This window comes from Halomonas sp. KX33721 (assembly GCF_001596805.1).
GTDB classification, from domain to species: domain Bacteria; phylum Pseudomonadota; class Gammaproteobacteria; order Pseudomonadales; family Halomonadaceae; genus Vreelandella; species Vreelandella aquamarina.
Genome location: NZ_LVIA01000013.1, coordinates 122,202 through 147,331 on the forward strand (window position 1 = coordinate 122,202; position 25,130 = coordinate 147,331).

Annotated in this window: 20 protein-coding genes and 1 tRNA gene; 10 read left to right on the forward strand and 11 right to left on the reverse strand. The window is 57.8% G+C overall.

Annotated features, from left to right (window positions below; genetic code table 11):
* The first annotated feature begins 34 nt into the window (after positions 1-34).
* Complete coding sequence (gene lolA / locus A3220_RS05295) at positions 35-691, forward strand: outer membrane lipoprotein chaperone LolA (RefSeq protein ID WP_044627795.1); 657 nt, start codon at positions 35-37, stop codon at positions 689-691.
* A 47-nt stretch (positions 692-738) separates the two neighbouring features.
* Here the strand turns inward: lolA and A3220_RS05300 are convergent, their stop codons facing one another.
* Positions 739-2,064, reverse strand: coding sequence for a replication-associated recombination protein A (locus tag A3220_RS05300; protein ID WP_062373644.1), 1,326 nt, complete (start codon positions 2,062-2,064; stop codon positions 739-741).
* Between the two features lie 238 nt (positions 2,065-2,302).
* Between A3220_RS05300 and A3220_RS05305 the strand changes: the two genes are divergently transcribed.
* The 5 genes from A3220_RS05305 to A3220_RS05325 all read left to right on the forward strand — a co-directional run bounded on the left by A3220_RS05305 (position 2,303) and on the right by A3220_RS05325 (position 11,168).
* Positions 2,303-2,848, forward strand: coding sequence for a hemerythrin domain-containing protein (locus A3220_RS05305; RefSeq protein WP_062373647.1), 546 nt, complete (start codon positions 2,303-2,305; stop codon positions 2,846-2,848).
* Positions 2,849-3,013: 165 nt separating this feature from the next.
* A complete protein-coding gene (gene murI / locus A3220_RS05310; RefSeq protein ID WP_058576912.1) occupies positions 3,014-3,811 on the forward strand; it encodes a glutamate racemase in 798 nt (265 codons plus the stop codon).
* 57 nt (positions 3,812-3,868) lie between these two features.
* Positions 3,869-4,996 carry a tRNA (uridine(54)-C5)-methyltransferase TrmA gene (gene trmA, locus A3220_RS05315; RefSeq protein WP_058576911.1) on the forward strand — a complete coding sequence of 376 codons (1,128 nt, stop codon included), beginning with the start codon at positions 3,869-3,871 and terminating at the stop codon, positions 4,994-4,996.
* A 177-nt stretch (positions 4,997-5,173) separates the two neighbouring features.
* Positions 5,174-9,997, forward strand: coding sequence for an NAD-glutamate dehydrogenase (locus A3220_RS05320; RefSeq protein ID WP_062373650.1), 4,824 nt, complete (start codon positions 5,174-5,176; stop codon positions 9,995-9,997).
* Between the two features lie 154 nt (positions 9,998-10,151).
* Positions 10,152-11,168, forward strand: coding sequence for a quinone-dependent dihydroorotate dehydrogenase (locus A3220_RS05325; protein WP_058576909.1), 1,017 nt, complete (start codon positions 10,152-10,154; stop codon positions 11,166-11,168).
* A gap of 80 nt (positions 11,169-11,248) precedes the next feature.
* Here the strand turns inward: A3220_RS05325 and rmf are convergent, their stop codons facing one another.
* Positions 11,249-11,458 carry a ribosome modulation factor gene (gene rmf, locus A3220_RS05330; RefSeq protein WP_009722578.1) on the reverse strand — a complete coding sequence of 70 codons (210 nt, stop codon included), beginning with the start codon at positions 11,456-11,458 and terminating at the stop codon, positions 11,249-11,251.
* Between the two features lie 388 nt (positions 11,459-11,846).
* Between rmf and rlmKL the strand changes: the two genes are divergently transcribed.
* Positions 11,847-14,057 (forward strand): bifunctional 23S rRNA (guanine(2069)-N(7))-methyltransferase RlmK/23S rRNA (guanine(2445)-N(2))-methyltransferase RlmL, encoded by a 2,211-nt coding sequence (rlmKL, locus tag A3220_RS05335; RefSeq protein WP_062373653.1) that lies wholly within the window; start codon positions 11,847-11,849, stop codon positions 14,055-14,057.
* A 34-nt stretch (positions 14,058-14,091) separates the two neighbouring features.
* A complete protein-coding gene (locus A3220_RS05340; protein WP_252860417.1) occupies positions 14,092-14,457 on the forward strand; it encodes a glutaredoxin family protein in 366 nt (121 codons plus the stop codon).
* A 4-nt stretch (positions 14,458-14,461) separates the two neighbouring features.
* Here the strand turns inward: A3220_RS05340 and A3220_RS05345 are convergent, their stop codons facing one another.
* Entirely contained in the window at positions 14,462-14,743 is a 282-nt protein-coding gene (locus tag A3220_RS05345; RefSeq protein ID WP_058576952.1) for a WGR domain-containing protein, read from the reverse strand.
* An 84-nt stretch (positions 14,744-14,827) separates the two neighbouring features.
* On the opposite strand from A3220_RS05345, the gene pdxB reads away from it, so the two are divergent.
* Entirely contained in the window at positions 14,828-15,973 is a 1,146-nt protein-coding gene (pdxB, locus tag A3220_RS05350) for a 4-phosphoerythronate dehydrogenase PdxB (RefSeq protein WP_058576907.1), read from the forward strand.
* Between the two features lie 78 nt (positions 15,974-16,051).
* Here pdxB and htpX read toward each other — a convergent pair whose 3' ends face one another.
* The 8 genes from htpX to dctP form a co-directional block, all read right to left on the reverse strand.
* The gene (gene htpX, locus A3220_RS05355; RefSeq protein ID WP_062359277.1) at positions 16,052-16,957 is read right to left on the reverse strand and encodes a protease HtpX; all 906 of its coding nucleotides are present in this window, start codon (positions 16,955-16,957) and stop codon (positions 16,052-16,054) included.
* A 114-nt stretch (positions 16,958-17,071) separates the two neighbouring features.
* Complete coding sequence (locus A3220_RS05360) at positions 17,072-18,319, reverse strand: pyridoxal phosphate-dependent aminotransferase (RefSeq protein ID WP_062359276.1); 1,248 nt, start codon at positions 18,317-18,319, stop codon at positions 17,072-17,074.
* A gap of 55 nt (positions 18,320-18,374) precedes the next feature.
* Positions 18,375-19,328, reverse strand: coding sequence for a ribosome biogenesis GTPase YlqF (gene ylqF / locus A3220_RS05365; protein WP_044627783.1), 954 nt, complete (start codon positions 19,326-19,328; stop codon positions 18,375-18,377).
* A gap of 95 nt (positions 19,329-19,423) precedes the next feature.
* Positions 19,424-19,822, reverse strand: coding sequence for a peptide-methionine (R)-S-oxide reductase MsrB (gene msrB / locus A3220_RS05370; RefSeq protein ID WP_044627782.1), 399 nt, complete (start codon positions 19,820-19,822; stop codon positions 19,424-19,426).
* Positions 19,823-19,969: 147 nt separating this feature from the next.
* Positions 19,970-21,556 carry a gamma-glutamyltransferase family protein gene (locus tag A3220_RS05375; RefSeq protein ID WP_062373656.1) on the reverse strand — a complete coding sequence of 529 codons (1,587 nt, stop codon included), beginning with the start codon at positions 21,554-21,556 and terminating at the stop codon, positions 19,970-19,972.
* Positions 21,557-21,583: 27 nt separating this feature from the next.
* Complete coding sequence (locus tag A3220_RS05380) at positions 21,584-22,909, reverse strand: TRAP transporter large permease subunit (protein ID WP_062373659.1); 1,326 nt, start codon at positions 22,907-22,909, stop codon at positions 21,584-21,586.
* A 3-nt stretch (positions 22,910-22,912) separates the two neighbouring features.
* Complete coding sequence (locus A3220_RS05385; RefSeq protein WP_062373662.1) at positions 22,913-23,422, reverse strand: TRAP transporter small permease subunit; 510 nt, start codon at positions 23,420-23,422, stop codon at positions 22,913-22,915.
* 1 nt (position 23,423) lies between these two features.
* Positions 23,424-24,527, reverse strand: coding sequence for a TRAP transporter substrate-binding protein DctP (gene dctP / locus A3220_RS05390; RefSeq protein WP_062373665.1), 1,104 nt, complete (start codon positions 24,525-24,527; stop codon positions 23,424-23,426).
* A 463-nt stretch (positions 24,528-24,990) separates the two neighbouring features.
* Between dctP and A3220_RS05395 the strand changes: the two genes are divergently transcribed.
* Positions 24,991-25,066: transfer RNA gene (locus A3220_RS05395), tRNA-Glu, on the forward strand.
* The last annotated feature ends 64 nt before the right edge of the window (positions 25,067-25,130 follow it).

Consider the following 25,130-nt stretch of genomic DNA (forward strand, 5'->3'; position numbering starts at 1 on the left):
GCTATTCGGCAATGAATGCCTAGGGAGAAAGAACATGCGCGAACCCTCTAACCGTCGCTCACCTGCGTTGGTACTTGCCGCCAGTGCGCTCGGGTTAACCTTTGCTGCACCGATGACAGCGTGGGCCAATGAGGCCGCAGAGCGGCTTACCGAGCGCCTGGATCCTCTGGAAAACTACCACGCGACTTTTGAACAGCAGATTCTGGATGGTGGCGGTGAGCGTCTTCAGAGTGCCCGTGGGGAAATGTGGTTATCGCGCCCGGGTATGCTGCGTTGGGAAGTTGAAGCTCCGTACTCGCAAACCGTGGTCTCTGATGGTGAAGATGTCTACCTTTACGATCCAGATCTTGAGCAAGTGACCGTGCAAGCGATGGATGACCGTGTTACCCACACGCCCGCGCTATTGCTGTCAGGTAGCGCCGATGAGCTAACCGCCAGCTACGATGTGTTTTACGAGCAGCAGGACGGCGATGACGTGTTTACGCTGATTCCTACGCTGGCAGACACGCTATTTGAAGAGCTGAGCATGGTCTTTGAAGGTCAGATCCTGACCGAGCTGTGGATGATGGACAGCACTGGCCAGCGCACCGCCATCACCTTCAGCGACATTACTCGCAATGGCAGCATTGATCGTGGTCTATTTGATTTCCAGATTCCTGAAGGCACCGACGTTATCCGCGAAGAGCTTTAAATCTCTGGCGGTTACTTCACCGTGTTAACGCAGTTTATCAGGCACTTTTAGGGTGCCTGATCTGCTTCCTGATCCCGCTGCTCCCGCCACGCCATGATTTCCCCAAACCGCTTCTCCTGGCCAAACGGACTCGGCTCGTAAAAGCGTGTTTTCGGCACGCCTTCCGGCCAACAGTCGTGAGTGCTGCCCGCTGGATAGCCATCCGCTTCGTTATGAGCATATCGGTAGCCCTCGCCATGGCCTAGCTGCTCCATCAGTTTGGTAGGTGCGTTGCGTAGGTAGGTGGGTACTTCCACCTGGGGCTGCTGCTGGACAAACTGCTGGGCGCTTTTCCAGGCCCGGTCAATGCGGTTACTTTTAGGTGCCACTGCCAGATGAATCGCTGCATGGGCAATCGCCCGTTGGCCCTCATAATCGCCCAGGCGCAAATAGGCATCCCAGGCGGCGATGACGAGCGGCAGGGCGCGCGGGTCGGCATTGCCTACGTCTTCCGAGGCAATGGCGGTTAAGCGCCGCACGATATCCAATGGGTCGCCGCCGCCCTGGATAAAGCGCGCCATGTACAAAAGTGCGGCATCAGGGCGCGACGATCGGATCGATTTATGGATGGCGGATAGCAGGTCATAGTAAGCATCGCCTTGCTTATCAAACGCGCTGGACTGATGGCCGACTACATCCGCCAGTACCGCTTTGCGTAGCACCTCGCGACCATCTTGCTGTTCGGTAAAATCACAAGCCGTTTCCAGTAGCCCTAAGGCTCTCCGGGCATCCCCCGCGCTAGCATGGGCGAGGGCTTCCAGTACGCCAGGCTCTATGTCAATTGGTCGCTTGCCCAGGCCGCGCTGGTCATGTGCCAATGCTTGCTGCATCACCTGAATAAGCTCTTGCTGGGTTAGTGGCTTTAGCACATAAACACGCGCGCGTGAGAGCAGCGCTGAGTTCACCTCGAAGGAGGGATTTTCAGTGGTGGCGCCAATCAGCGTTAACAGGCCGGACTCCACATGAGGCAGCAGGGCGTCCTGTTGGCTCTTGTTCAAACGGTGAATCTCATCTAAAAAGAGAAGCGTGGGCGAGGAGCGCTGGCGAGCGCGCTCTACCACCGCACGAATCTCTTTTACGCCAGCCATCACCGCACTTAGGTGCTCAAGATGCGCTTCAGACGCACGTGCTAACAGCTCTGCCAGGGTGGTCTTGCCTACGCCCGGTGGCCCCCACAAGATCATAGAGCGCACTACGCCCGACTCCGCCATGCGGCGCAGCGGTTTGTCCGGCCCCACAAGCGCCTGCTGGCCAATGTAGTCATCAAGCGTCAAAGGGCGCATGCGAAAGGCAAGCGGAGCGTCTTCACCTGGAGTGGCTTCAAAAAGATCCATATAAACTTCCGTTGTAAATCGAGGCGTTGAACAATTAACGCTTAATAAGTGTCTGTGGTAAATAGGGTAACGTCAGACTACCTTGTGGCATAACAATAAGAAGCGCCCGCCAGCGTTCGTAATCTTAGAGGCGCAAGGCAGGGATTAACGCTAGTGTAGTAGAACCCAGCTCATGATCGCGTGCCTAATGCTCCGTAGGGAGAGCGGCAGGCATGACACTTACGAAGGAGACGGCACGATGTTAAACCAACTGCGTCTAGATCATGCCAACATGGCGCGAATGCTCCATGTGCTGCAGCTAAAGCATAAAACCTTGGCCAACGGCGAGCGGCCCGACTTTCAACTGATGCGTGAGGTGGTCGATTACATTTTGTCCTACATGGACGGTTTTGCTACGCCCCTTGAGCGCATCTGCGTTGAACGGCTCAAAACCCAGGCTCCAGAGCACCTCCCGCTGATGGAGCAAATGACTAACGACTATCGCGAGCTAAAGCCGCGCTTAATGCGTCTGTCCCAAGATATCGATATGATCCTGATGGATAACATCCTGCCCATGGATCGCTTTGCCGAAGATCTCAAAGCGTACCTGGAAGCCCACCGCGGCTATCTGCGTCACGAGCGCGAGGGGCTTTTCCCACTGATCGATAAGCACTTCAGCGAAGAGGATATGGAGGAGCTACGTCAGGCCCTGCCCGAAGGGGCCGAAAAAGAGCTGGAGCGTCTGCAACTCGCCTACCCAGAGCTTTACGCTGAACTATGCGGTGCGGAAGTTCCAGCACTGTAACTCCTGTCAAATGTGAATCCTTCAGAGCCGAACGGGGCGTGTTAAACTGGCGCCCCGTTTTTATTGGGCGGCTGAAAAGTTGAGTCATTGCGTGGTGGCCGTTGCCAGTAGCGCCACTATTAATGGGGTGGGTTTCTACATAGCGGACTGTGCAGGTGAAGGGTGATGTCAGGGCCTATACTGATTTTTGATTCCGGCGTGGGCGGGCTTTCCGTTGCCCGTGCGCTGCGCCAGCACTATCCATCGGCTGCCCTGTGCTACGCCTGCGACAACGCTTGGCTACCTTACGGCCTGCGCGACGATGCGACCCTCGCTAAGCGGATTGTGATGGTTTGCCAGGCGGCAGTCCAAGCGTGCCAAGCCAGCGTGCTGGTGGTTGCCTGTAATACTGCCAGCACCCTTGCCCTAGAAGGGCTGCGCCAAACGCTCTCAATTCCTGTCATTGGTACCGTGCCCGCGATTAAACCGGCAGCGCTGATGAGCACATCGCGCCATATTGGCTTGTTGGCGACGACGGCTACGGTGAATCGCCCCTATACCCAGGGGCTAATCGACAGCTTTGCCAGTGACTGCGTGGTGACCAAAATAGCGGCAGATGCCCTGGTTACCGAAGCTGAAGCGTGGCTAGCCGGAACGCCGCTCAACGCACCGCGCATTCAGCAAGCGCTAGCGCCGCTATGGCAAGCCACCCTAGAGAGCCCCGCGCTAGATACTGTCGTGCTTGGCTGCACCCACTTTCCGTTGCTGCAACCACTATTAGTCACGCTGGCACCAGCGCCTATCACATGGGTAGACTCCGGTGATGCCATTGCCCGCCGGGTGGGGCAAGTGGCCACTACCCTAGTGAGCAGTGCACACGATGGCCGTTGCTTCACCACGGCGCCTGCTCAGGCGCTTACCGATGGCTTCGCCCGCTACGGCTTTCATGAACCACGGCCGCTCGTACTGCACGGCGCCCGCTAGGCGGCGGTGAATAAACGTCTTTTTTCCTATTTTAATATTGAGTGATGAGGAGCCACCTTGGCGATCCCTACAGTAGATCCAGCACGCTACGACGAACAGCTGGCTGAGAAGCAAGCCTATGTGGAAAGCACCTTTGCCGCGTTCGATACGCCTGCCCTGGAGGTGTACCCTTCGCCACCCAGCCATTATCGCCAGCGTTGCGAGTTTCGCATTTGGCATGAAGAGGACGATCTCTTTTACGCTATGTTCGAGGTCGACCCGGAAAACCCCAAAAACAAACGAGTGGTTCGGTTAGATCAGTTTCCGGTGGCCAGCGCCCATATCAATGAGCTAATGCCTAAGCTGCGCGACGCCTTTCTCGCCAGCGACGAGTTGCGCCGTCGTCTATTCCAGGTGGAGTTTTTAACCACGCTCTCGGGGCAAGCGCTGGTCACGTTGATCTACCATCGCCCGCTGGGCGATGCCTGGGAAGCCGAAGCCCGTGCTCTGGAAAAAGCCCTAGATATCATGATCATAGGCCGTTCGCGTAAGCAGCGTCTGGTACTGACCCAGGATCACGTATGGGAGCGGCTCACGGTGGATGGCCGCACGCTGCACTACCAGCAGGTAGAAAATAGCTTTACCCAGCCCAACGCGCATATTTGCCAAACCATGCTGAGCTGGGCTAAAGAAGCCACGCAAGGCCGCCAAACAGAAGATCTGGTGGAGCTGTATTGCGGCAACGGCAACTTCACCATTGCGCTGGCTGAGAACTTCCGCCGCGTGCTGGCCACCGAGATTTCGCGCACCTCTGTCGCTAGCGCCAACGTCAACCTTGAAGCCAATGGCGTGACCAATGCCCACGTGGCCCGCATGTCGGCGGAAGAGTTTGCACTGGCACTGAAAGGGGAAAAAGAGGGCCGCCGCGTGGCCGAGATGGCGCTGGACGAGTATGACTTTTCAACCGTGTTAGTCGACCCGCCCAGGGCCGGGCTAGATGAGCAAAGCTGCCAACAAATCAGCGAATACGCTCAAATCGTCTATATTTCATGCAACCCGGCCACGCTTGCCGAAAACTTAACGCTACTGACTAAGACCCACGATATTGAGCGTTTTGCGCTATTTGACCAGTTCCCGTTTACCCACCACTGTGAGTGTGGTGTGTTGCTGACCCGTCGGCAGCCACAAGTGGACTCACAAAGCTGATACGCTGAACTTGTCAATAGTGCTTATGATGCACAAGCGGCATACTCCATGAATAACCTGTCAGATGGTTAGGGTGGCGATCCTGGGTAGCGTAAGCTAACAGGTAGAGTGGCCTAAAGGCCTATTGTCCTTCGTTTTTTTGGCCTATGTAGTGGCCCCAGGCAGTCGAGGTGATGGATGCATTACGTTGCGATTGAAGAGAGTCGGCAGGATCTTTTAAAGCAGCTAAAAGAGCGATTGGAAGCGCGACTGGAGCCAGCAAGGGCGGCCGCCATCGAAGCCTTTGCACGCCACTTTTACGCCACGGTACCGGTGGAAGACCTGGTAGACCGTCGGTTGGATGACCTTTACGGCGCGACGCTCTCCATCTGGCAGTTTTTACAGCACCATGACCCGCAAAGCCCCAAAGTGCGTATTTTTAACCCGGACTTTGAAGAGCATGGTTGGCAGTCGACCCACACCTTTGTGGCGGTGCTCCATGAAGACATGCCGTTTTTGGTCGACTCCGTGCGCATCGAACTCAACCGTCGCGGCCTAACGGTACACGCCATTCAAAACGCCGTGTTCGCCGTGGCCCGTGATAGCCAGCATCAGCTGAAGGCGCTCACCTCTCCCAAAGATGAGAATGCACCGGACGCCCGTGAATCGCTGATTGTGATCGAAGTCGATCGCCACACCGACGCTGAGTTCCTGGCAAAAATTGAGCGCAATCTGCATGAAGTGCTGCGCGATGTGCGTACCGCCGTGAGCGATTTTGATGCCATGTGCGGTCAGATTACTTCCGCCATTCAAGAGCTGGAAAAGAACTGCCCACCGCAAATTGACCCGGATGACCACGAAGAAGCCATTGCCTTCCTAGAGTGGCTGTTGAAGGATAACTTCACCTTCCTTGGCTATGACGAGTACCTGCTGGACGGTAACGAGCTGCAGCGCGATCCTAACAGCGTGCTGGGCGTATTCCGCCTAGATCAGCCGCGCTACCGTGAGCGTATCCGTACCGAAGAGGGCATCGGCGAGCACGACGACTACGTGCTGGTGCCGCAACTGCTCTCGTTCGCCAAAAGCGCGCACCACTCCCGCGTGCATCGCCCCACTTATCCAGACTACATCACCGTCGACCGCTACGACGATGACGGCAATGTGATCGGCGAGCGTCGTTTCTTTGGCTTGTTCACCGCCACGGTATACAACGAGTCGCCGCGCAATATTCCGTTGCTGCGCCGCAAGCTCAAGGCCGTGATGGATATCGCTGGCTTCAATCCCCAGGGCCACAACGGCAAGCAGCTGCTGCAGGTGTTGGAAGTCTACCCCCGCGATGATCTGTTCCAGATCAGCACGGAATCCCTGGCCAGCACCGCGTTGGGTATTCTCAATATTCGTGAGCGCCGCCAGGTGCGCCTGTTTATCCGCGCCGATGTTAGCGGTAAGTTCTACTCTTGCCTGGTGTTTGTACCACGGGACGTGTTCTCTACCGACCTGCGCCAGCGCATTCAGGGCATGCTGTGTGATGAGTTGGATGCCCACTTTGGCGACTTCAATACCTACTTATCCGAGTCGGTGCTGGCGCGTATCCAGCTTATTCTACGTTTTAACGGCGACGCCCCCAGCCAGTACGACCTGAAGCGTTTGGAGAGCAAAGTCGCCCGCTTGGCGCGCAGCTGGCGCGACGAGCTGCAGGAAGCCATGGTCGAAGGTTTTGGTGAAGAGCGTGCTAACCATCTGATCGATCAGTTCCACGATGCGTTCTCCGCTAGTTACCGGGAAGACTTCAATGCCCGCACGGCGGTATTTGACGTTCACCACCTGTTAACCTTGGATAGTGGCCATGACCTGTCGCTATCGCTCTACCGCCCGCTGGAAGAGCAGGCGGGCGGCATGAACCTGAAACTGTTCCACCGCGAATCGCAAATTCCGCTCTCTGATGTGTTGCCGATGATGGAAAATCTCGGCCTGCGCGTGATTGGCGAGCGCCCCTACGATATCAATGCGCCGCAGCAGCGCTATTGGATTCACGACTTTGAGCTGGAGCATAGCCGCGAAGGCGTCAACCTGAGCGAAATGCGCGACACCTTCAGCGAAGCGTTCAAGCGCATTTGGGCAGGCGAGGCCGATAATGACGCCTTTAACCGTCTGATTATCAGTGCTGGCCTGGACTGGCGTGAAGTGGCTATGTTGCGCGGCTATGCCCGCTATTTGAAACAGATCCGCTTCGGCATGTCCCAGGACTACATCGCTGCAACGCTGGCCAACTATCCGGCCATCACCCAAACCCTGGTTGAGCTGTTCCGCTTACGTTTCGACCCGGCCCAACAGCCCAGTAACCTAGACGACTGCTTAGCACGCCTTAACGAGCACCTGGAAGGCGTTGCCAGCCTCAATGACGACCAGCTGCTGCGCCGTTTCATGGAGCTGATCCAGGCCACGCTGCGCACCAACTATTACCAGAAAACTGGCGATGGCCGCTTCAAGGATTACATTGCCTACAAGCTTGAACCGTCGAAAGTAACGGGTATGCCCAAGCCGCGTCCGGCCTACGAGATTTTCGTCTGCTCGCCGCGTGTCGAAGGCGTTCACCTGCGCGGTGGCAAAGTGGCGCGTGGCGGCCTGCGCTGGTCGGACCGTCTTGAAGATTTCCGTACCGAAGTGCTGGGCCTCGTTAAAGCGCAGCAGGTGAAAAACGCGGTAATCGTGCCCGTTGGTGCGAAAGGCGGCTTTGTGTGCAAACGCATGCCGGAAAACGCCGACCGCGAAACCCAGCAGAAAGAAGGCATCGCGTGCTACCAAATCTTCATTCGCGCGCTGCTGGATGTCACCGATAATCTCGTGGGTGGCGAGGTGGTACCGCCGCAAAACGTGGTGCGTCACGATGAAGATGACACCTACTTAGTGGTTGCCGCAGATAAAGGCACCGCTACTTTCTCGGACATCGCCAACGCAATTTCCATTGAGTATGGCCACTGGCTGGGGGATGCGTTCGCCTCTGGTGGCGCCAATGGCTACGACCACAAGAAAATGGGGATCACCGCACGGGGCGCCTGGGAGTCGGTCAAGCGCCACTTCCGCAACCTGGGCGTCAATACCCAGCAGGACCTGTTTACCGTGGTGGGTATCGGTGACATGGCCGGGGACGTGTTCGGTAACGGTATGCTCCTTTCCGATAAGATCCAATTGGTGGGCGCCTTCAACCACCTGCACATCTTCGTCGACCCGAACCCGGATGCCGCAGCGGCCTTTGCCGAGCGCAAGCGCCTGTTCAATCTGCCGCGCTCCAGCTGGGAAGATTACAGCAGCGAACTGATCTCCCAGGGGGGTGGGGTGTTCAGCCGCAGCGCCAAGTCGATCACCATCACGCCGGAAATGCAGCAGGTGTTTGGTATCGAAGAAACGCGCTTGTCTCCTAACGATCTGATTCGCGCCATGCTCAAGGCGAAGGTGGATCTGATTTGGAACGGCGGTATCGGCACCTATGTGAAAAGCTCAGAAGAGACCGATGCGGACGTGGGTGATAAAGCCAACGACGCGCTGCGCATCAACGGTAAAGAGCTGAACTGCCGTGTGGTCGGCGAGGGCGGTAACCTGGGCCTGACCCAGCGTGGCCGGATGGAAGCTGCCGCCAACGGCGTGCGAGTCTACACCGACTTTATCGACAACGCGGGCGGCGTGAACTGCTCCGACCACGAGGTCAATATCAAAATCTTGATCGATGAAGTGGTCAAGCGTGGCGATATGACCGATAAGCAGCGTAACCAGCTGCTGGCCGATATGACCGAAGAAGTCGCCGATCTGGTGATTCTGGATAACTACCGCCAGACCCAGGCGCTGGATCTGTCGGAAATTCTCTCCCATCAGGGTATGGGGCCGTATCGTCGCTTTATCAGCGAGCTGGAGTCCGCCGGTCAAATAGACCGCGAGCTTGAATTCCTGCCTGCCGATGACGTTCTGAAAGAGCGTGCCAGCAACAACCAGGGCATGCGCCTGCCGGAGCTGTCGGTACTAATCTCCTACGCCAAGAGCACCCTGAAGGGCGACTTGATCAACTCTGACGTGCCGGACGATCTCTATATTCACCGTCATCTGGAGCGCTTGTTCCCCGCCGTGCTCACCGAACGCTATCAAGCCGAGATGTACGACCACCGCCTGAAGCGGGAAATCGTGGCAACGCAGGTGGCTAACGACCTCGTTGATCACATGGGCATTGTGTTCGTACGCCGCTTGATGGATTCGACCGGTGCTGGCCGAGCCGACATTGCCCGCGCCTACGTCGTCGCCCGGGATGCCTTCAACCTGACCGATTTGTGGGCACAGATTGAAGCACTGGATAACCAAGTGCCCAGCTGTGTGCAGTACTCCATGATGCTGGACCTGATGCGCATGATTCGCCGTGCAACACGCTGGTTCCTGCGTCAGCACCTGGGGCTTTCGACCCAGGACACCATTGAGTACTTCGGTCCGCGCTTAGCGCAGCTGCAGGAGAGCATTGGCGAGTTGCTGAGCGGTGAAGAGCAGGCCGCATGGCGCAAGCGCTGCGACGAGCTGCAAGCCGCTGGTGTGCCAGAAGCATTGGCTGCTACCGTGGCAGCGGCACCGAGCCTCTACGCTGGCCTGGGCATTATTCAAGCGGCCCGCATCACCAACGAGAAACCCCAGCGGGTAGCCGAGGTGTTCTATGAAATCGGCAGCCGCCTGGAGCTACCCTGGATGATTCAGCAGGTCACGCACCTTGAAGTGCGCGACTCCTGGCAGGCTCAGGCGCGGGAAACCTTCCGCGATGATATCGACCGCCAGCAGCTAGCGCTGACGACAAGCGTCTTGAAGCTGGAGGCGGGCAGCCGCGACACCCAGGAGCGGGTGGCCCAGTGGTTGGAGCAGCACGCCGAGCTACACCGCCGCTGGTGCCGCTTGATCGACGAAGTGCGTGGCGGAAGCGAAGGCGGATTCGCGCTGTTTGCCGTCGCGGTTCGTGAGTTGGTGGATTTAGCGGAGAGCGATAGCAAAGCATAAGCCCTTACGGGTTCTATGAGAAAAGCTACGTTCTAACGAAAAGCCGCGCTCTGGGAGACCAGGACGCGGCTTTTTTCATTCTGCGAAGAGGGGGCGATGTGCGTTATACTGCGCCCGCCCCGCACTTCGCCCACCGCTCAGGAGAGTCTTGCTGATGTACCCAATTGCCCGCTCGCTGCTATTCCGCCTGGACCCCGAAACTACCCATAGCATGGCGCTGAACGCGCTTGACGCGCTGCATAAGGTGGGCGGTATTAAGCGTGTGTATGGCGAGCCGGTGAGTGATCCTGTCGAACTCATGGGGCTGCGCTTTCCTAACCGGGTCGGGCTTGCCGCCGGGCTGGACAAAAACGCCGACCACCTCGATGCGCTGGGAGAACTGGGGTTTGGCTTTGTAGAAGTGGGCACCGTGACCCCTAAAGCACAGCCGGGTAACCCCAAACCGCGTCTGTTTCGGCTAGCTGGGCATGAGGCGATCATCAACCGCTTTGGTTTCAACAACAAAGGGGTAGAGCACCTTGTTGCCCAGGTTAAAAAGCGTCACTACAACGGTATTGTGGGCATTAATATCGGCAAAAACCTGAGTACCTCTGTAGAGCACGCCCTGAATGATTATCTGGCCTGCCTCAACGCGGTACACGGCGTGGCGGACTACATTGCGGTGAATATCTCCTCACCGAATACGCCAGGGCTGCGTACGCTGCAGTTTGGCGAACAGTTAGATGCTCTTTTGGGACCCATTCGCGCTAAAAGCCGCGAGCTGGATGCCCAAGCAGGCCGCAACGTGCCGTTGCTGGTGAAAATTGCCCCGGACATGAGCGAAGAGGAAGTGGCATTAGTGGCAGGCAGCATTGCCCGTAATGAGCTAGATGGCGTGATTGCCACCAATACCACCGTTTCCCGGGACGCGGTCAGTGATGACCCCCAGGCTCAAGAAGCGGGTGGGCTTTCTGGCAAGCCGGTGTTTGAGGCGTCCAACACGGTGATTCGTCTGCTGCGCGCCCATCTCCCCACGCTGCCAATTATTGGGGTGGGCGGTATTGATAGCGGTGAAGCGGCAAAGGCGAAAATGGCCGCTGGTGCGGACTTAGTACAGCTCTATTCAGGCTTGATTTACCAAGGCCCAGCGCTGGTACAGCAGTGTGCGAAAGCGCTCAAACAGGGTGAATGAAGCGGCTACCGCTGGGGCATTAAAAAGCCCGCTTGGCAGCGGGCTCCGTTCTCCAAATGTATGTATAAAAGGTAAATAAACTAGGTCATAACCATGGGGTTTTTATGAATACCGGAAACGCCGGTCATTCCATCCCACTGGTCGCCGCGACCTTCACGCCAACCACTCATCCAATACTCGCGTAAATTGACATCTTGACTGGGACAATCATCACGGGAGCGACCCGTAATGCCCGCTTTATAGCCGTGAACATAAGCCCGTTGGAAGCGATCACGTTTTTGTCGTTTCATTGGCTAACCTCTTTGCATGAAAGCCTTTGATAAGAAGTAGGTCACAAGGCAACGTAGTAACAGCAGGCCCATAGGCGTGCTTTACCCAGATTGCCAACACCACTTCGAGAAGTGACTTCAAGTTCAAGAGTGAGCTGCTGCCTCAGCGCTAATGCCTAGCACTCACGTGCTGAACGGAAGAAGCGGCAAGCTCAGACAAGCCATGGGTCGTTACCGGTGTTATGAAACATGCACAATAATGACCCTGACAAGCAACACATGCGTTTTTAGTAGCTACCCTCTTATTGTTAGACCATGATGGGGTCACTTGTCGACCATCAAATTGTCATAAGACATACATTCATTTGCCATATACAGGAATATCGCGCGGTTACGCGCGGCGATCACCATGACCGAGCTGAGCCAAACTGCCCCCCTAAACCTCCTGGCGACCTGCCCTAAAGGCATTGAAGGCTTGCTGGCGGACGAACTCACGGCCCTGGGCGCCGAACCGGGTAAAACCACCGTGGCAGGGGTCTATTTTTCTGCCGACCAAGCCACCGCCTATCGGGTATGTTTGTGGTCTCGCTTAGCAAACCGCGTGATTTTGCTACTGGCGCGTGAAGCGATGATAGAGACCGCAGAGCAGGTGCGCGATGTGGTTGCACGCATCTCCTGGAGCCAGCACCTTGCCCCCGGTAAGACGCTGGCCGTGGATTTTCATGGCCGCAGCGACCACATTCGCCACACGCGGTTTGGCGCACAAACGGTGAAAGATGGCGTGGTGGATGCGCTACAGCTGGCCGGTCAAGAACGGCCCAATGTCGATACCAAAACCCCCGACCTGCGCATTTACGCCCACCTGCACCGAGCCAACCTGAGCCTAGGGATCGATCTCTCTGGCGAGAGCCTGCACCGCCGTGGCTACCGCCGCGATGTGGGCCACGCGCCGCTTAAAGAGAACCTAGCGGCAGCACTGCTGGTGCGGGCCGGCTGGCCAGAGCGGGCCAAAGCGGGGGAGCCACTGATTGACCCGCTGTGCGGTGCCGGTACGCTGCTGATTGAGGCGGCGCTGATGGCAGCTGACCAAGCCCCTAACCTGAACCGCGAGCGGTTTGGCTTTCACGGCTGGGCAGGCCATCAAGAGGCCGTATGGAGTGAATTAAAACGCGAAGCTGAAGCACGCGCCTCGATTGGCCGCAAACGCTGCAAAACGGAACTGATGGGCTTTGATCAAAGCCCGGCAGCGCTGACCGCCGCGAAATCTAACGCCATGCGGGCGGGCATTCCTGCGCTGATAACGCTCCACGGCCAGAGCCTTGCTCAACTAACCCGGCCAGAGACCCTGACCGCCGAGCAGGGGCTATTGATCACCAACCCGCCCTACGGCGAGCGCTTGGGCGAGCTGCCTGAACTGGTGCAGCTTTACGCCCAGCTCGGTGAAAAAGCTAAGGCGCTGTTCCCCGGTTGGACGCTAGCGATGTTTACTGGCAACCCGGATCTTGGCCACCGCTTAGGCCTGCGTGCCCATAAACAGTACGCGCTAAAAAACGGCGCGCTGGATGCCAAACTGCTGTTAATGGAGATTGGCAGTGTTCGTCCTGCGCCTCAGCAAAGCGGTGAGCCGTCAGAAGCGGGCGTGGCGCCCCAGGCAAGCAGCACTGCAAAACCGGCGGTGTCGGAAAATGCGCAGATGTTTGCCAATCGTCTAGCGAAAAACCAGAAACGCCTGAAAAAGTGGCTGAAGCAGAGCGGTGAGACCTGCTACCGTATTTACGATGCCGATATGCCTGAATACGCGCTGGCGGTGGACCGTTACGGCGACCGCGTGCATGTGCAGGAGTACGCCGCGCCCAGCTCTATTAACCCGGCGCAGGCGCAAAAACGGCTGTTTGATGCCCTGGAAGTGCTGCCCGAGGCGTTGGGTGTCGACCCTAGTAAGATTTATGTCAAACGCCGCGAGCGGCAAACCGGTGCGGCCCAGTACCAAAAGCGCGAAGCCAGCGGCGAGCGTTTTGAAGTGCAGGAGGGCAGCGCTCGGCTATGGGTCAACCTGCGCGATTATCTGGATACTGGCCTGTTTCTGGACCACCGTCCGGTACGTCGGATGCTCGGCGAGATGGCCAGCGGTAAGCGCTTTCTCAACCTGTTCTGCTATACCGCGACGGCCACTGTGCAAGCCGCGCTGGGCGGGGCCAGCGACAGCGTTAGCGTGGATATGTCCAACACCTACCTGGAGTGGGCGCGGGACAACTTTGCGCTCAACAAGCTCGACCCAAGGCTGCACCGTGTGGTGCGGGATGACTGCTTCCGCTGGCTGGAAACCGCCAACGCGCAGTTTGATCTGATCTTTATGGACCCGCCGACCTTCTCAAACTCGAAGAAGATGCGCGACACGCTGGATGTGCAGCGCGACCATCCGCGCTTAGTGGAACTGGCCATGGCACGCCTAGCCCCTGGCGGTACGCTGGTGTTCTCCAACAACCAGCGGCGCTTTAAGCTGGATGAAGCGCTGAGCGAGCGCTACGCGGTAGAGGAGATCACCACGCGCACCTTCGATCCAGATTTCCAGCGGCGCACCAATCTGCATCACGTGTTTTTGCTGCGCCACTCGTCATGATCCACTCCTCCTGAGCCGATAAAGAGCAAGGGCGATGATTGAACTATCGATTTACACGACGCTGGGGTGCCATTTGTGCGCCCAGCTAGAGGCGCTGGTGGCCACACTGGCCAACCAAGAGGTGAGGCTGCATCACATCGAGATCAGCGACGACGACGCACTGGTGGAGCAATACGGCACACGAATTCCGGTGTTGGTGGATGCCAACGGCGTTGAGCTGGATCGCGGCTTCGATGTGGCGCGTTTAAGCCACTGGTTGAACGAGCGGGGCTGGTTGGATGAGGCGGCACTTGCCGCGCTCACCACGCCGCCGGAACAAGCGCCCCCCCGTGGGGGTGCATCAGCGCAATGGGCGGCGTTTCTTAGGTTAACGAAACGGGCGAATCTGGCTAACAGGTGATGCGTCAGAGTGCGTCTAATAGCGACAGCTGGCGCATCGCTTCCTGGCCTGCCGGTGTGTGGTCGGCGGCTTCCAGCACCTTGCGGAATCCGCGGGAGGATTGAATCGTTGCTTCATCCTCCAGCCACATCTGTGCTTGCTCCAGGCTATCCGCTAACTGGTGCTTCAATCCGCCAAACTGGGTGCCGATTTGTCCCCAGGCGCGGCTGAAAATCCAGTCGCCGAACATATCCTGGTGAATATGCACCAACACATAGTCATGGTCGGTTTCCCAGCGTACGATCACACCCATCTCCTTAACGACTTCTTGATCATGCCTGCACAGCAAGCCATTGCGGGCGTATTGTAAAGCCCGGATACCAAAACGCCTATGAAACTTGTTATCGACGCTAATATCCCCGCCGCCGACGCCTGTTTTGGGGGCGTGGGTACGTTGCACCGCCTGCCGGGCCGCGAGATCCGAGCGGCTGACCTGCAAAATGCCGATGCGCTGATCGTGCGCTCCATCACTCAAGTGAATCGCGCGTTACTTACCGATAGCCCGGTGCGCTTTGTGGGCACCTGCACCATTGGCACCGACCATATTGATCTCGATTATCTCAAAGAGCGCAATATTGGCTTTGCCAGCGCGCCGGGGTGCAATGCGGAGGCGGTGGTCGATTATGTGCTCAGCAGCCTGCTGACGGTGAGTGAGCGAGAAGGCTGGCCGCTGCTGGAGCGAACCGTGGGTATCGTCGGGGCAGGCAATGTGGGTAGCCGTTTGCAGCGTCGCCTACAGGCGCTCGGCGTTGCGGTACGGGTGTGTGACCCTCCCAGGGCGGAACAAGAGGGCGCAAGCGGCTTTGTGTCACTCGATAAACTGATTAATGAGTGCGACGTGATTTGCCTGCACACCCCGCTGGTGAAGGCTGGCCCTCACGCCACCTATCAACTGCTGAACACTCAACGCATCAACGAGCTGGCCCCTGGTACGCTGCTGCTAAACGCTGGGCGTGGCGACTGCATTGATGGCCTAGCGCTGCGCAGCCGTTTGGCAGGGAAGGGTGATATCACCGCCGTGTTAGACGTTTGGGAAGACGAGCCGGGCATTGATGCAGGGCTGCGTGATTTGGTCGCTTTAGCAACGCCACATATTGCCGGACATAGTCTGGATGGCAAGCTGCGCGGCACCTGGATGATTCAGCAAGCGTTGGCAGCGCAGTTAAACCTGCCCAGCGGTATGCCGTTTAGCGAGCTCTGCCCGCCGCCAGCCCTGGCCACGCTAACGTTGCAGAGCGCACTGCCGGTGGAAGAGGCACTTCGGCTGTGTGTTCGGGCCGTGTATGACGTGCGCCGTGACCACGATGCCTTGCAGCGTCAGGTGATGCACCAGGGGATTGCCAAGGGCTTTGATAGCTGCCGCGCCAACTACCCGCTGCGCCGCGAGTTCGCCACGCTCACCGTCTTTCTGGAAAACGACGCTGTGTCATTGCAGCCGTCGCTTCAGGCGGCAGGCTTTCAGGTGCGCTGCGGCTAACACGCATCATTGGTTTACCTAAACGCACAAGGCCCGCATGGGCGGGCCTCTTGGCGTATCTTATTGAGCGTTCACAGCTTACTGACGGTAAGCGGCTTCTTTTAGGGCGCGAATACGGTCATCCAGCGGCGGGTGGCTGGCGAACAGCTGCTCGACCAGCGAGCGGGTCTGGCCTTTGGTGATGGCCATCGCACGCAGGGTGTCCGGCATTTGGTCGGGCATCTCGGTTTCGGCCTTCAAACGTGCCAGGGCGTTGACCATCGCACCGGTGCCTGCCAAGCGGGCACCCGCTTCATCAGCCCGATACTCGCGGTAGCGAGAGAACCAAGCCACAATCGCGGAAGCGACGATGCCAAAGACGATTTCTGCCACCATCACCACTGCAAAATAGCCCATGAAGCCCAGGCCACCTTCGCCGTCGCTTCGGCTTTTCAGGAAGCTATCGACCAAGTGGGCGACAATGCGGGCGAAGAACATCACGAAGGTATTCACCACGCCCTGAATCAGCGCCAACGTCACCATGTCGCCGTTAGCCACATGGCCAATTTCGTGCGCCAGCACCGCGCGAACTTCTTCAGGACGCATGCGGTTGAGCAAGCCCGCCGATACCGCTACCAGGGCATCGTTTTTATTCCAGCCGGTGGCAAAGGCGTTGGACTGCTGGGCGGGGAAAATGCCCACTTCCGGCGTCTTAATGCCCGCTTCGCGGGAAAGCTCGGCCACGGTGTCTACCAGCCACTGCTCGGTGGCGTTCGACGGGGTTTCGATAACCACCGTGCCGGTTGAGCGCTTCGCCATCCATTTGGAGATAAACAGCGAGACCAGTGAGCCTGCCATACCAAACACAAAGCAGAAGATCAGTAGGCTGGTGAAGTTAATGCCTTGGCTGTTGAGATAGCTCTCAACGCCAAACAGGCGCAGGGTAATGCTGGCGACCAGCAACACCGCTAAGTTAGTGGCTAAAAACAGCACGATTCGCATCATGGGTTAAGATCTCCCTCAAGGTCATAACAAGTGTTAATAGAATGATGGCTTAGATACGTGCTTTTCATGTCAGTTTCAAGTCGCTGGTTGTGTGCCTATCACTGATGTCGATAACTACTGGCGATAGCGAGACAAGAAATTGGCAAAGCGGTCAAGCGCGTCACCGAGCTGGTCGGCCCAGGGCAGCGTGACAATGCGCACGTGGTCAGGTTCTGGCCAGTTAAAGGCGGTGCCTTGTACCAGAAGTATTTTTTCCTGCAACAGCAGATCCAGCACCAGCTGTTGGTCATCTTTGATGTTGAACACTTTGGGGTCTAAACGCGGGAAGGCGTAGAGCGCGCCTTTGGGTGTTACACAGGAGACCCCAGGAATTGCGTTGAGCTTCTCAACGGTAATGTCGCGCTGGGCCAGCAAACGCCCGCCCGGCAGAATTAAATCGTTGATCGACTGATAACCGCCTAGCGCCGTTTGAATGGCGTGCTGGGCAGGAACGTTGGCGCATAGCCGCATTGAGGCCAGCATAGTAAGACCTTGAATGAAGTCCTGCGCCCGCTGTTTGGCCAATGTGCCGGAAATGCTCATCCAGCCAGAGCGAAAGCCCGCGCAGCGGTAGCTTTTAGATAGCCCGTTCATGGTGATCACCAGCTGGTCATCGTCGGCCAGCGCGCCGGTAGAGGTGTGCTCAACGCCGTCATAGAGAATCTTGTCGTAGATCTCATCGGAGAACACCACCAGATTGTGCTCTTGGGCGATATCCAACACTTCCCGCACCACTTCCGGCGGGTAGACCGCACCGGTGGGGTTATTGGGGTTGATAATCACAATGGCGCGGGTGCGGCTGGTGACTTTTGCGCGAATATCGGCGATATCCGGTGCCCAGTCGGCTTGCTCGTCGCACAGATAATGCACGCCGTGGCCGCCGGAAAGGTGAGCGGCTGCGGTCCATAGCGGGTAGTCCGGGGCGGGGATCAGCACTTCATCGCCATCGTTTAGCAGCGCTTGCATGGCCATGACGATTAGCTCGGAAACGCCATTACCAATATAGATATCTTCGATACCCACCCCAGGAATCTGCTTACGTTGGCACTCCTGCATAATCGCCTTGCGGGCGGAGTAGAGGCCTTTGGAATCACAGTAGCCCTGGGCGGTGGGCAGGTTGCGCATCACGTCCTGCAAAATCTCTTCCGGCGCTTCGAAGCCAAACGGTGCCGGGTTGCCAATGTTGAGCTTCAAGATTCGCTGGCCTTCCTCTTCCAGGCGCTTGGCGTGGTCGAGTACCGGGCCACGAATGTCGTAGCAAACGTTGTGCAGCTTGTGTGATTTTTTCAGCGTGTGTGATTCTCTAGGCTGTGGGGTGTCCATGGGGTGCGTTATCCAAAAGTGTCCAGTGCCGTGGAAGTGTTTGACGTGTGGCTCATTATGCGTCGGATGAGGCCGGGCTGTCTTGGTCGTTTTGCGCTGGCGGCGGCGGAATATCTGCCGGGGTTTCCAGCGTGACGCGGCCAAGCTTGCCATCGCGTAACTCATGCAGCAGTACTTCCGCGCCGCGGTGCAGGTCTACTTCGCCGCCAGGGCGCAGGCCGCCGCGCTTTCCGGCGATTTCTTTGAGAATGGCGTGGCCGTCATACCCGGCAATAGCAAGGAAATCAGGCTTCTTCGGGCCGTCGGCGTCGACCTCCTCCACCACGGGGGCTTCGTAGGTGGGCAGCGCTTTCAGCTTGTAGCGGGCGGTTAGCTCGGCGGGGTAGCGTTTGGCAAGCTCCGCGCAGGCAACTATGGCCACGTCGGTATACTCGATGGCGGTATCGCGAATTGCGCCGCTGGCCGCCAAGCGGTAGGCGCTGGCTTGGTCTTCGATTTTGGGCCAGAGCACCCCAGGGGTGTCGATGAGCGCTACTCGACCATCAATGCGTACTTTTTGCTGGCGCTTGGTGACCGCCGGCTCGTTGCCGGTTTTGGCAATTTTGCGCCCGGCTAGGCCGTTAATCAGCGTCGATTTGCCTACGTTAGGGATGCCCATCACCATCACGCGCACGTCGCGGTCGGCACGCACCGCTCCCGCCAGTTCGTGGCAGAGCTTGGGGATCTTCTTAAGCTCGCGGGTATTGGTGGTGGTAATCGCCAGGGCGCGAGTGTCTGCCTGGGCGTCAAAAAAGGCCACCCACTCGTCGGTACGAACGGGGTCGGCCAAGTCGGCGCGGGAAAGAATTTTCAGCACCGGCTTATGGCGGGTCAGCTCGGCCAGCATGGGATTTGCGCTGGAGTAGGGCAGGCGCGCATCGAGCACCTCGATGACCACATCGATTTCTGGCAGCGCGTCCTTGATCTGGCGGCGGGCCTTATTCATATGTCCGGGGAACCAGCCGAGCATGGGTTTCTCCTACAAGCACAAAAATACAAGCATAAAAAAAAGCGGGCGACCATTCTAGCAGATGGTGCCCGCCTTGCCGTGCTTCCTTTCAGTGGTTACTCGTCAGGGTGAAACTCTAACGAGACGGAGTTGATACAGTAGCGCAAGCCGGTGGTCTCGGGCGGCCCATCGGGAAATACGTGGCCTAGGTGGGCATCGCAGTGAGAGCAGACCACTTCGGTGCGAATCATGCCGTGGGAGGTGTCGCGGTGCTCCTCGACGCAGCGCGTTCCTAGCGGCCGGTCAAAGCTTGGCCAGCCGCAGCCCGCATCGAATTTGTGCTCGTTTTCAAATAGCGGTGCATGGCAGCAAACACAGTGATAGATACCTTGGGCATCGCTCACTTGGTAGTCACCGGTAAACGGCCGTTCGGTGCCTTTCTCCCGTGCGACCCGGTACTGCTCTGGGGTGAGCTGCTTGCGCCATTCGTCGGGGGATTTTTCTATTTTCGCCATGGGGGTCTCCTCTCCCTCTGGTTACCGTTAATCAGAGGCTTACTTGGCAGACTAGCCTATCACCGTTAGGCCTTCTTATGGCTAATGACAATAGGCTGCCTGCCCAAGTTCAGCATGTGCGAAACTCGCCAAATTCGCCAGTGGGCTTTATACGCTAGCGGCACCGCCGTTGCTGCGTGGGTCGTGAGCGCTCTCGATCAGCCCGTCTGGGTGGCGCACGATGCCGCCCGCGTGGCCCATGGTGTCGCTGAAGGCGTCGGGCAAAACCTCGACATCGTGGCCCGCCGTGGCCAGCGCCGCGACCAGCTCATCATCGAAGCGTTTTTCCAGCTTGAGATTGGTACTCGATTCGCCCCAGGTGCGGCCTAGCAACCAACGCGGGGCGGTAACTGCCTGCTGCAGCGGCATGCCATGCAGCGCGTAGCGTGAGAACACCGCTGCCTGGGTTTGCGGCTGGCCTTCGCCGCCCATGGTGCCGTACACCATGGTGCGTCCATCGTTAAACAGCGCCAGCGCCGGGTTAAGCGTATGGAAGGGTTTGCGACCAGGGGCTAAGCCGCGTAAATCGTCTGGGTTGAGAGAAAAGCTAATGCCTCGGTTTTGCCACAGCACGCCGCTTTCAGGCAGCACCACGCCGCTACCAAACTCCCAGTAGATGCTCTGAATAAAGCTCACCGAGCGGCCTTCGCTGTCGACGGTGCCCATCCAAATAGTATCGCCGGGCGCGGGTTCATAGGGCCAAGGCAGCGCCTGGGCAGGGTTAATTTCGGCGGCTTCTGCACCAATACGCTCTTCGCTGAGCAGCTCCTGTAGCGGCGTGGGCACTCGGTATGGGTCGGTGACATAACGGTCGCGCAGCATAAAGGCGCGTTTGGTGGCTTCAATTAGCCCGTGCAGGTGGTCAAAGCCGTTGGGTTCGGCGGCTTTAATACGCTCGTAAATGCCCAAAATCATCAGCGACGCCATGCCTTGCGTCGGTGCGGGCAGGTTATACAGCGTAGCGTCATTGAGTTGTACGTGCAGCGGTGTGACTTGCTGAGCGCGGTAAGCGTGAAAATCGTCTAGGCGCAGGGGGCTGCCTAGCGCCTCTAAATCCTTCGCCATGCTGGCGGCAAGCTCGCCACGGTAGAAATCATCCAGCCCGGCACTGGCCAAGCGCTTTAACGTATTGGCCAAGCGCGGCTGGCGCAGGCGCTCGCCTTCACGGGGAACTTGGCCGCTAAGCAGCAGCGCATCGCTAAAGCCGGGGCTTTGGCTCAGGCGTTCTAGGTGTTTTGCAGTGAGCGTTTCCTGGCTTTGAGAAACAGCAATGCCCTCATCGGCATGGCGAATGGCATCGGCCAGCAGCGTGGGCAACGGTAGCGCGCTTCCCCAGCCCGCCGCTACGTTGAGCGCTTCCTGCCAGCCGCTAATAGTGCCCGCCATGGTCAGCGTGGCTTTTGGCCCACGTTCCGGGATCTGCGACTCACCTGAATAAAAATCACGGTTGGCGAGCTGTGCGGCGGGCCCGCAGGCATCAATGGCCACCGGCGCTTTGCCCGGCTCGTGAATCAGCCAAAAGCCATCGCCCCCCAAGGCATTCATATGCGGGTAGACCACGGCGATGGCTGCCGCCGCGGCGACCATGGCTTCGACGGCATTGCCGCCTTGCTTTAATACATCGCGACCGGCGCTCGCGGCAAGATGATGCGGCGCGACACAGCTGCCGCCGTAACTACGTTGGGTATGGAGCATTGAAAAGTCCTTTGTTATTGGTTGTGGTTACCAGCCAATGGCGTTAGGCAGCCACGTGGCAATGCTTGGAAAGATAAACACCAGCGCCACGGCTAAAAACTGTAGCCCGATAAACGGCAGCGCCCCTTTGTAGATATCTAGGGTGGAGACTTCTTTAGGCGCCACGCCTTTCAAGAAAAACAGCGACCAGCCAAACGGTGGAGTAAGAAACGACGTTTGTAGCACCAGCCCCACCAAAATGCCCAGCCACACCATATCCACGCCCATCTGCACGAAGAAGGGTAAAAAGAGCGGCAGGGCGATATAGCTAATCTCAATCCACTCTAAGAAAAAGCCAAGTACAAACATCAGCAGCAGCATGAATAGCAGGGCGCTGACTTCTCCACCGGGCACCCACTCAAACATCCGTGCGACCAAGTGCTCGCCACCCAAGCCCCGGAACGCGAGCCCGAACACTTGAGCGCTGATCAAAATAAAGAACACCATGGCGGAGATCACCAAGGTGGCTTTGGCCACTTCGCTTAACAGCGATACGGTTAAGCGGCCCGAGCAGGCAACAAACACCAGCGCCCCTAGCGCGCCCATCGCCGCAGCTTCGGTTGGGGCGGCAATACCGCCAATGATGGAGCCCAAGACCGCAAATACTAGTCCTACCGGTGGGCCGACCACGGTGACCACTTTATACAGCAGCCGTTTCTTGCTGAGCTGGGCCCGCTCTTCAGCGGGAATGGGCGGCATCATGCCAGGGTAGAGTTGGGCTACCACTAAAATTGCCACGATGTAGATGCCTGCCAGCGCCAAGCCAGGCACCATCGCGGCGGCAAACATAGTACCAACAGATTCGCCGAGGATTTCTGCTAAGAGAATCAGTACCAAACTAGGTGGGATAATTTGCCCAAGCGTACCTGATGCGCAGATCATGCCGGTGGCCAAGGTTTTGGGATAGCCGCGGCGCAGCAGGGTGGGCAGGGTGAGCAGGCCAAGTGTGACAATGGTGGCGCCCACGATACCGGTGGCCGCGCCTAACAGTACACCCACGAAAATAATCGCCACGCCCATACCGCCGGAAATCCCGCCGAACAGGTGGCCAATCACATCGATCAATTCTTCGGCCAGTTTCGACTTCTCTAGCATGACCCCCATAAATACGAATAGCGGTATCGCCATAAAGGTGTAGTTCGTCACTACCCCATAAATGCGTGACGGCAACAGGTTGAACAGCATTGGGCCAAAGCCCAAATAGCCAAACACAAAGGCGGTGACGGCAATGCTGATGGCCACCGGTATACCAATGATAAGCAGCACAAAAAAGGCGGCGATCATACCGATCGCGAGCCACTCATTAGGAGACATGCGTTATTCACCTCGGCTTGATAGGGCAAACCCTTGGCGCAGCGCGTGGGCGAGGCCCTGCATTGCCAATAAGAGAAAGCCAAAGGGGATCAGAGCTTTGAGCACCCAACGAAGTGGCAGGCCGCCAGGGTTGGGAGAAGCTTCGTTACGTAGGTAGGACTGTTCCACCCAGGGCAGAGTGAGCCAAGCGATATACAGCCCCATAGCGAGCAGCAGCAGGCCGCCAATCACTTCAATTGCCCGCTGTAGCGCCACTGGGAAGCGCTCATAAAACACGTCGACCCGCACTTGTTCGCCCATAAACAGCAGATACGACATACCAAACAGAGCAATGGGGGAGATTAAGTGCCACTGCAGCTCTTGAAGCCATACGGCGCCAATGCTGAAAAAGTAGCGCATCACCACATCGCCCGCGACCAGGGCCACTAGTACCACGCAGGTCCAAGCGGCGATCCAGCCAAACAGCCGGACCACCGCCTCGATCCCGTGGACAACACGTTCCACGGCTTGCATATCACACCCCAATAATGTCGTTTAACCAGGCACGTTCGCTGGCGCCTGCCCAGCGGTCATGGTTGGCCTTAAAGGCCATGTAGCTATCATGTACTTTGCGCACTAGTGGGTCGGCGTTGGCTTCGGTGGCGAGCGTATCCATAGTGGCTTCGCGCAGGGCGTTCACTACGGGTTCCGGAAGCATGCTGGCAGTCACGCCGTGGTTATCAACAAGGTCGGTCATCGCTTCGCCGTTCACCGCTTCTGACCACGTCACGCTTTCCAGGCAAGCTGCCATACAGGCGCTCTTCACGATCATCTTCAAGTCATCAGGCAGTTCGTCCCAGTGCTGCTTGGAAATCAGCAGCTCGCCGGTGGTGGAAGGTTCGTGCCAGCCGGTGGTGTGGTAGAACTTGGCCGCATTTTGCAGCCCCATACGGCGGTCCTGGTAGGGGCCAACGAATTCAGCGGCGTCGATCACGCCACGCTCCAGGGCTGGGAAAATTTCACCGCCGGGCAGTACGCGGGCATCGACACCCAGGGCTGAGTACACCTTGCCTGCCAGGCCAGGTACGCGCATGCGTAGGCCGTTCAATTGGCCGATGTCTTCAATCGGCTCACGGAACCAGCCGGTCATCTGCACGCCGGTGTTGTTGAGCGGCAGGGCGATCATGCCGTAGGGCGCATAGACTTCTTCCCACAGTTCTAAACCGCCGCCGTGGTAGAGCCAAGCCATGTGGCCCATAAAGCTCATGCCGAAGGGCACGGTGGTGAAGTACTGGGCAGCGAACGTGGTTCCCGACCAGAAGTAGCTGTTGGCCGCATTCATTTGAATGGTGCCGCTTTGTACGGCTTCGAAGCCTTCCAGGGCAGGAATCAGTTCGCCCGCGGAAAAGTGTTGAATGTTCAAGCGCCCGCCAGACATGGCATTGATTTTGGCGATCACATCGGTGGGGCTGCCGGGACCTTCGACATAGAAGGGCGAGCCGGGGCTGTAGGCGTTGGTCATGCGCCAGTTGAAGCGCTCGGCGGATTGAGCGGCGGCCACGCTGGGTGCGCCAAGCACCAAGCCAGCCGTGGAGGTCAATGCAGCGGTGGTAAGAAACTTGCGTCGGGTAAAGGACATTGGGCACCTCAAGCCGTCAGGAGAAACGAGAGTTAGCGGATCAGTCACGCCGTTTGATCACCAATGAAGTTGCAAGGGGTGTGCCAAAAAATCGATTTTATTTTAAATGAAAGATTTTTAGCGGTTTGTCGTTACTTTTCAGGCCTGCGGTGAGGCCTTAGCAGCGTGCCGATGAGGTATATAAGGAGCGCGATAGGGGAGCGCTATAGGAAAGAAGTGCCTGAGACGCGGGCAGAGTAGCCATGCGTGCACCGCAATGAGGCGATAATTAACCTAAAAGGCGTGCTCTGGCACTAGGTTTGCGCATCGCCTAGACGCATCGCTAGAGTGGGGGCGTATTCTGCAGGCGGCACCTGGGTGTTGCCATGCAGGCAAGGGGGCAATAAACGTTTCTATATCAGAGTGCTTGACAGCTAGATGAGGTCTGGGTAACATACGCGCCACCTCGACGAGGCAATGAAACGTCCCATTCGTCTAGTGGTCTAGGACACCGCCCTTTCACGGCGGTAACAAGGGTTCGAACCCCTTATGGGACGCCATCTTAAATCGTTAAGGTATCGGAATTGCGGGAATAGCTCAGTGGTAGAGCATCGCCTTGCCAAG

What these genes read in the sequence shown, in the direction of transcription:
- A3220_RS05385 (WP_062373662.1), bottom strand. Translation starts at nt 23,422, where the DNA reads ATGCAAGCCGTGGAACGTGTTGTCCACGGGATCGAGGCGGTGGTCCGG.
- A3220_RS05375 (WP_062373656.1), bottom strand. Translation starts at nt 21,556, where the DNA reads ATGCTCCATACCCAACGTAGTTACGGCGGCAGCTGTGTCGCGCCGCAT.
- A3220_RS05325 (WP_058576909.1), top strand. Translation starts at nt 10,152, where the DNA reads ATGTACCCAATTGCCCGCTCGCTGCTATTCCGCCTGGACCCCGAAACT.
- A3220_RS05305 (WP_062373647.1), top strand. Translation starts at nt 2,303, where the DNA reads ATGTTAAACCAACTGCGTCTAGATCATGCCAACATGGCGCGAATGCTC.
- lolA (WP_044627795.1), top strand. Translation starts at nt 35, where the DNA reads ATGCGCGAACCCTCTAACCGTCGCTCACCTGCGTTGGTACTTGCCGCC.
- A3220_RS05320 (WP_062373650.1), top strand. Translation starts at nt 5,174, where the DNA reads ATGCATTACGTTGCGATTGAAGAGAGTCGGCAGGATCTTTTAAAGCAG.
- A3220_RS05300 (WP_062373644.1), bottom strand. Translation starts at nt 2,064, where the DNA reads ATGGATCTTTTTGAAGCCACTCCAGGTGAAGACGCTCCGCTTGCCTTT.
- ylqF (WP_044627783.1), bottom strand. Translation starts at nt 19,328, where the DNA reads ATGCTCGGCTGGTTCCCCGGACATATGAATAAGGCCCGCCGCCAGATC.
- A3220_RS05380 (WP_062373659.1), bottom strand. Translation starts at nt 22,909, where the DNA reads ATGTCTCCTAATGAGTGGCTCGCGATCGGTATGATCGCCGCCTTTTTT.
- rlmKL (WP_062373653.1), top strand. Translation starts at nt 11,847, where the DNA reads ATGACCGAGCTGAGCCAAACTGCCCCCCTAAACCTCCTGGCGACCTGC.
- dctP (WP_062373665.1), bottom strand. Translation starts at nt 24,527, where the DNA reads ATGTCCTTTACCCGACGCAAGTTTCTTACCACCGCTGCATTGACCTCC.
- msrB (WP_044627782.1), bottom strand. Translation starts at nt 19,822, where the DNA reads ATGGCGAAAATAGAAAAATCCCCCGACGAATGGCGCAAGCAGCTCACC.
- htpX (WP_062359277.1), bottom strand. Translation starts at nt 16,957, where the DNA reads ATGATGCGAATCGTGCTGTTTTTAGCCACTAACTTAGCGGTGTTGCTG.
- murI (WP_058576912.1), top strand. Translation starts at nt 3,014, where the DNA reads ATGTCAGGGCCTATACTGATTTTTGATTCCGGCGTGGGCGGGCTTTCC.
- A3220_RS05340 (WP_252860417.1), top strand. Translation starts at nt 14,092, where the DNA reads ATGATTGAACTATCGATTTACACGACGCTGGGGTGCCATTTGTGCGCC.
- A3220_RS05360 (WP_062359276.1), bottom strand. Translation starts at nt 18,319, where the DNA reads ATGGACACCCCACAGCCTAGAGAATCACACACGCTGAAAAAATCACAC.
- pdxB (WP_058576907.1), top strand. Translation starts at nt 14,828, where the DNA reads ATGAAACTTGTTATCGACGCTAATATCCCCGCCGCCGACGCCTGTTTT.
- rmf (WP_009722578.1), bottom strand. Translation starts at nt 11,458, where the DNA reads ATGAAACGACAAAAACGTGATCGCTTCCAACGGGCTTATGTTCACGGC.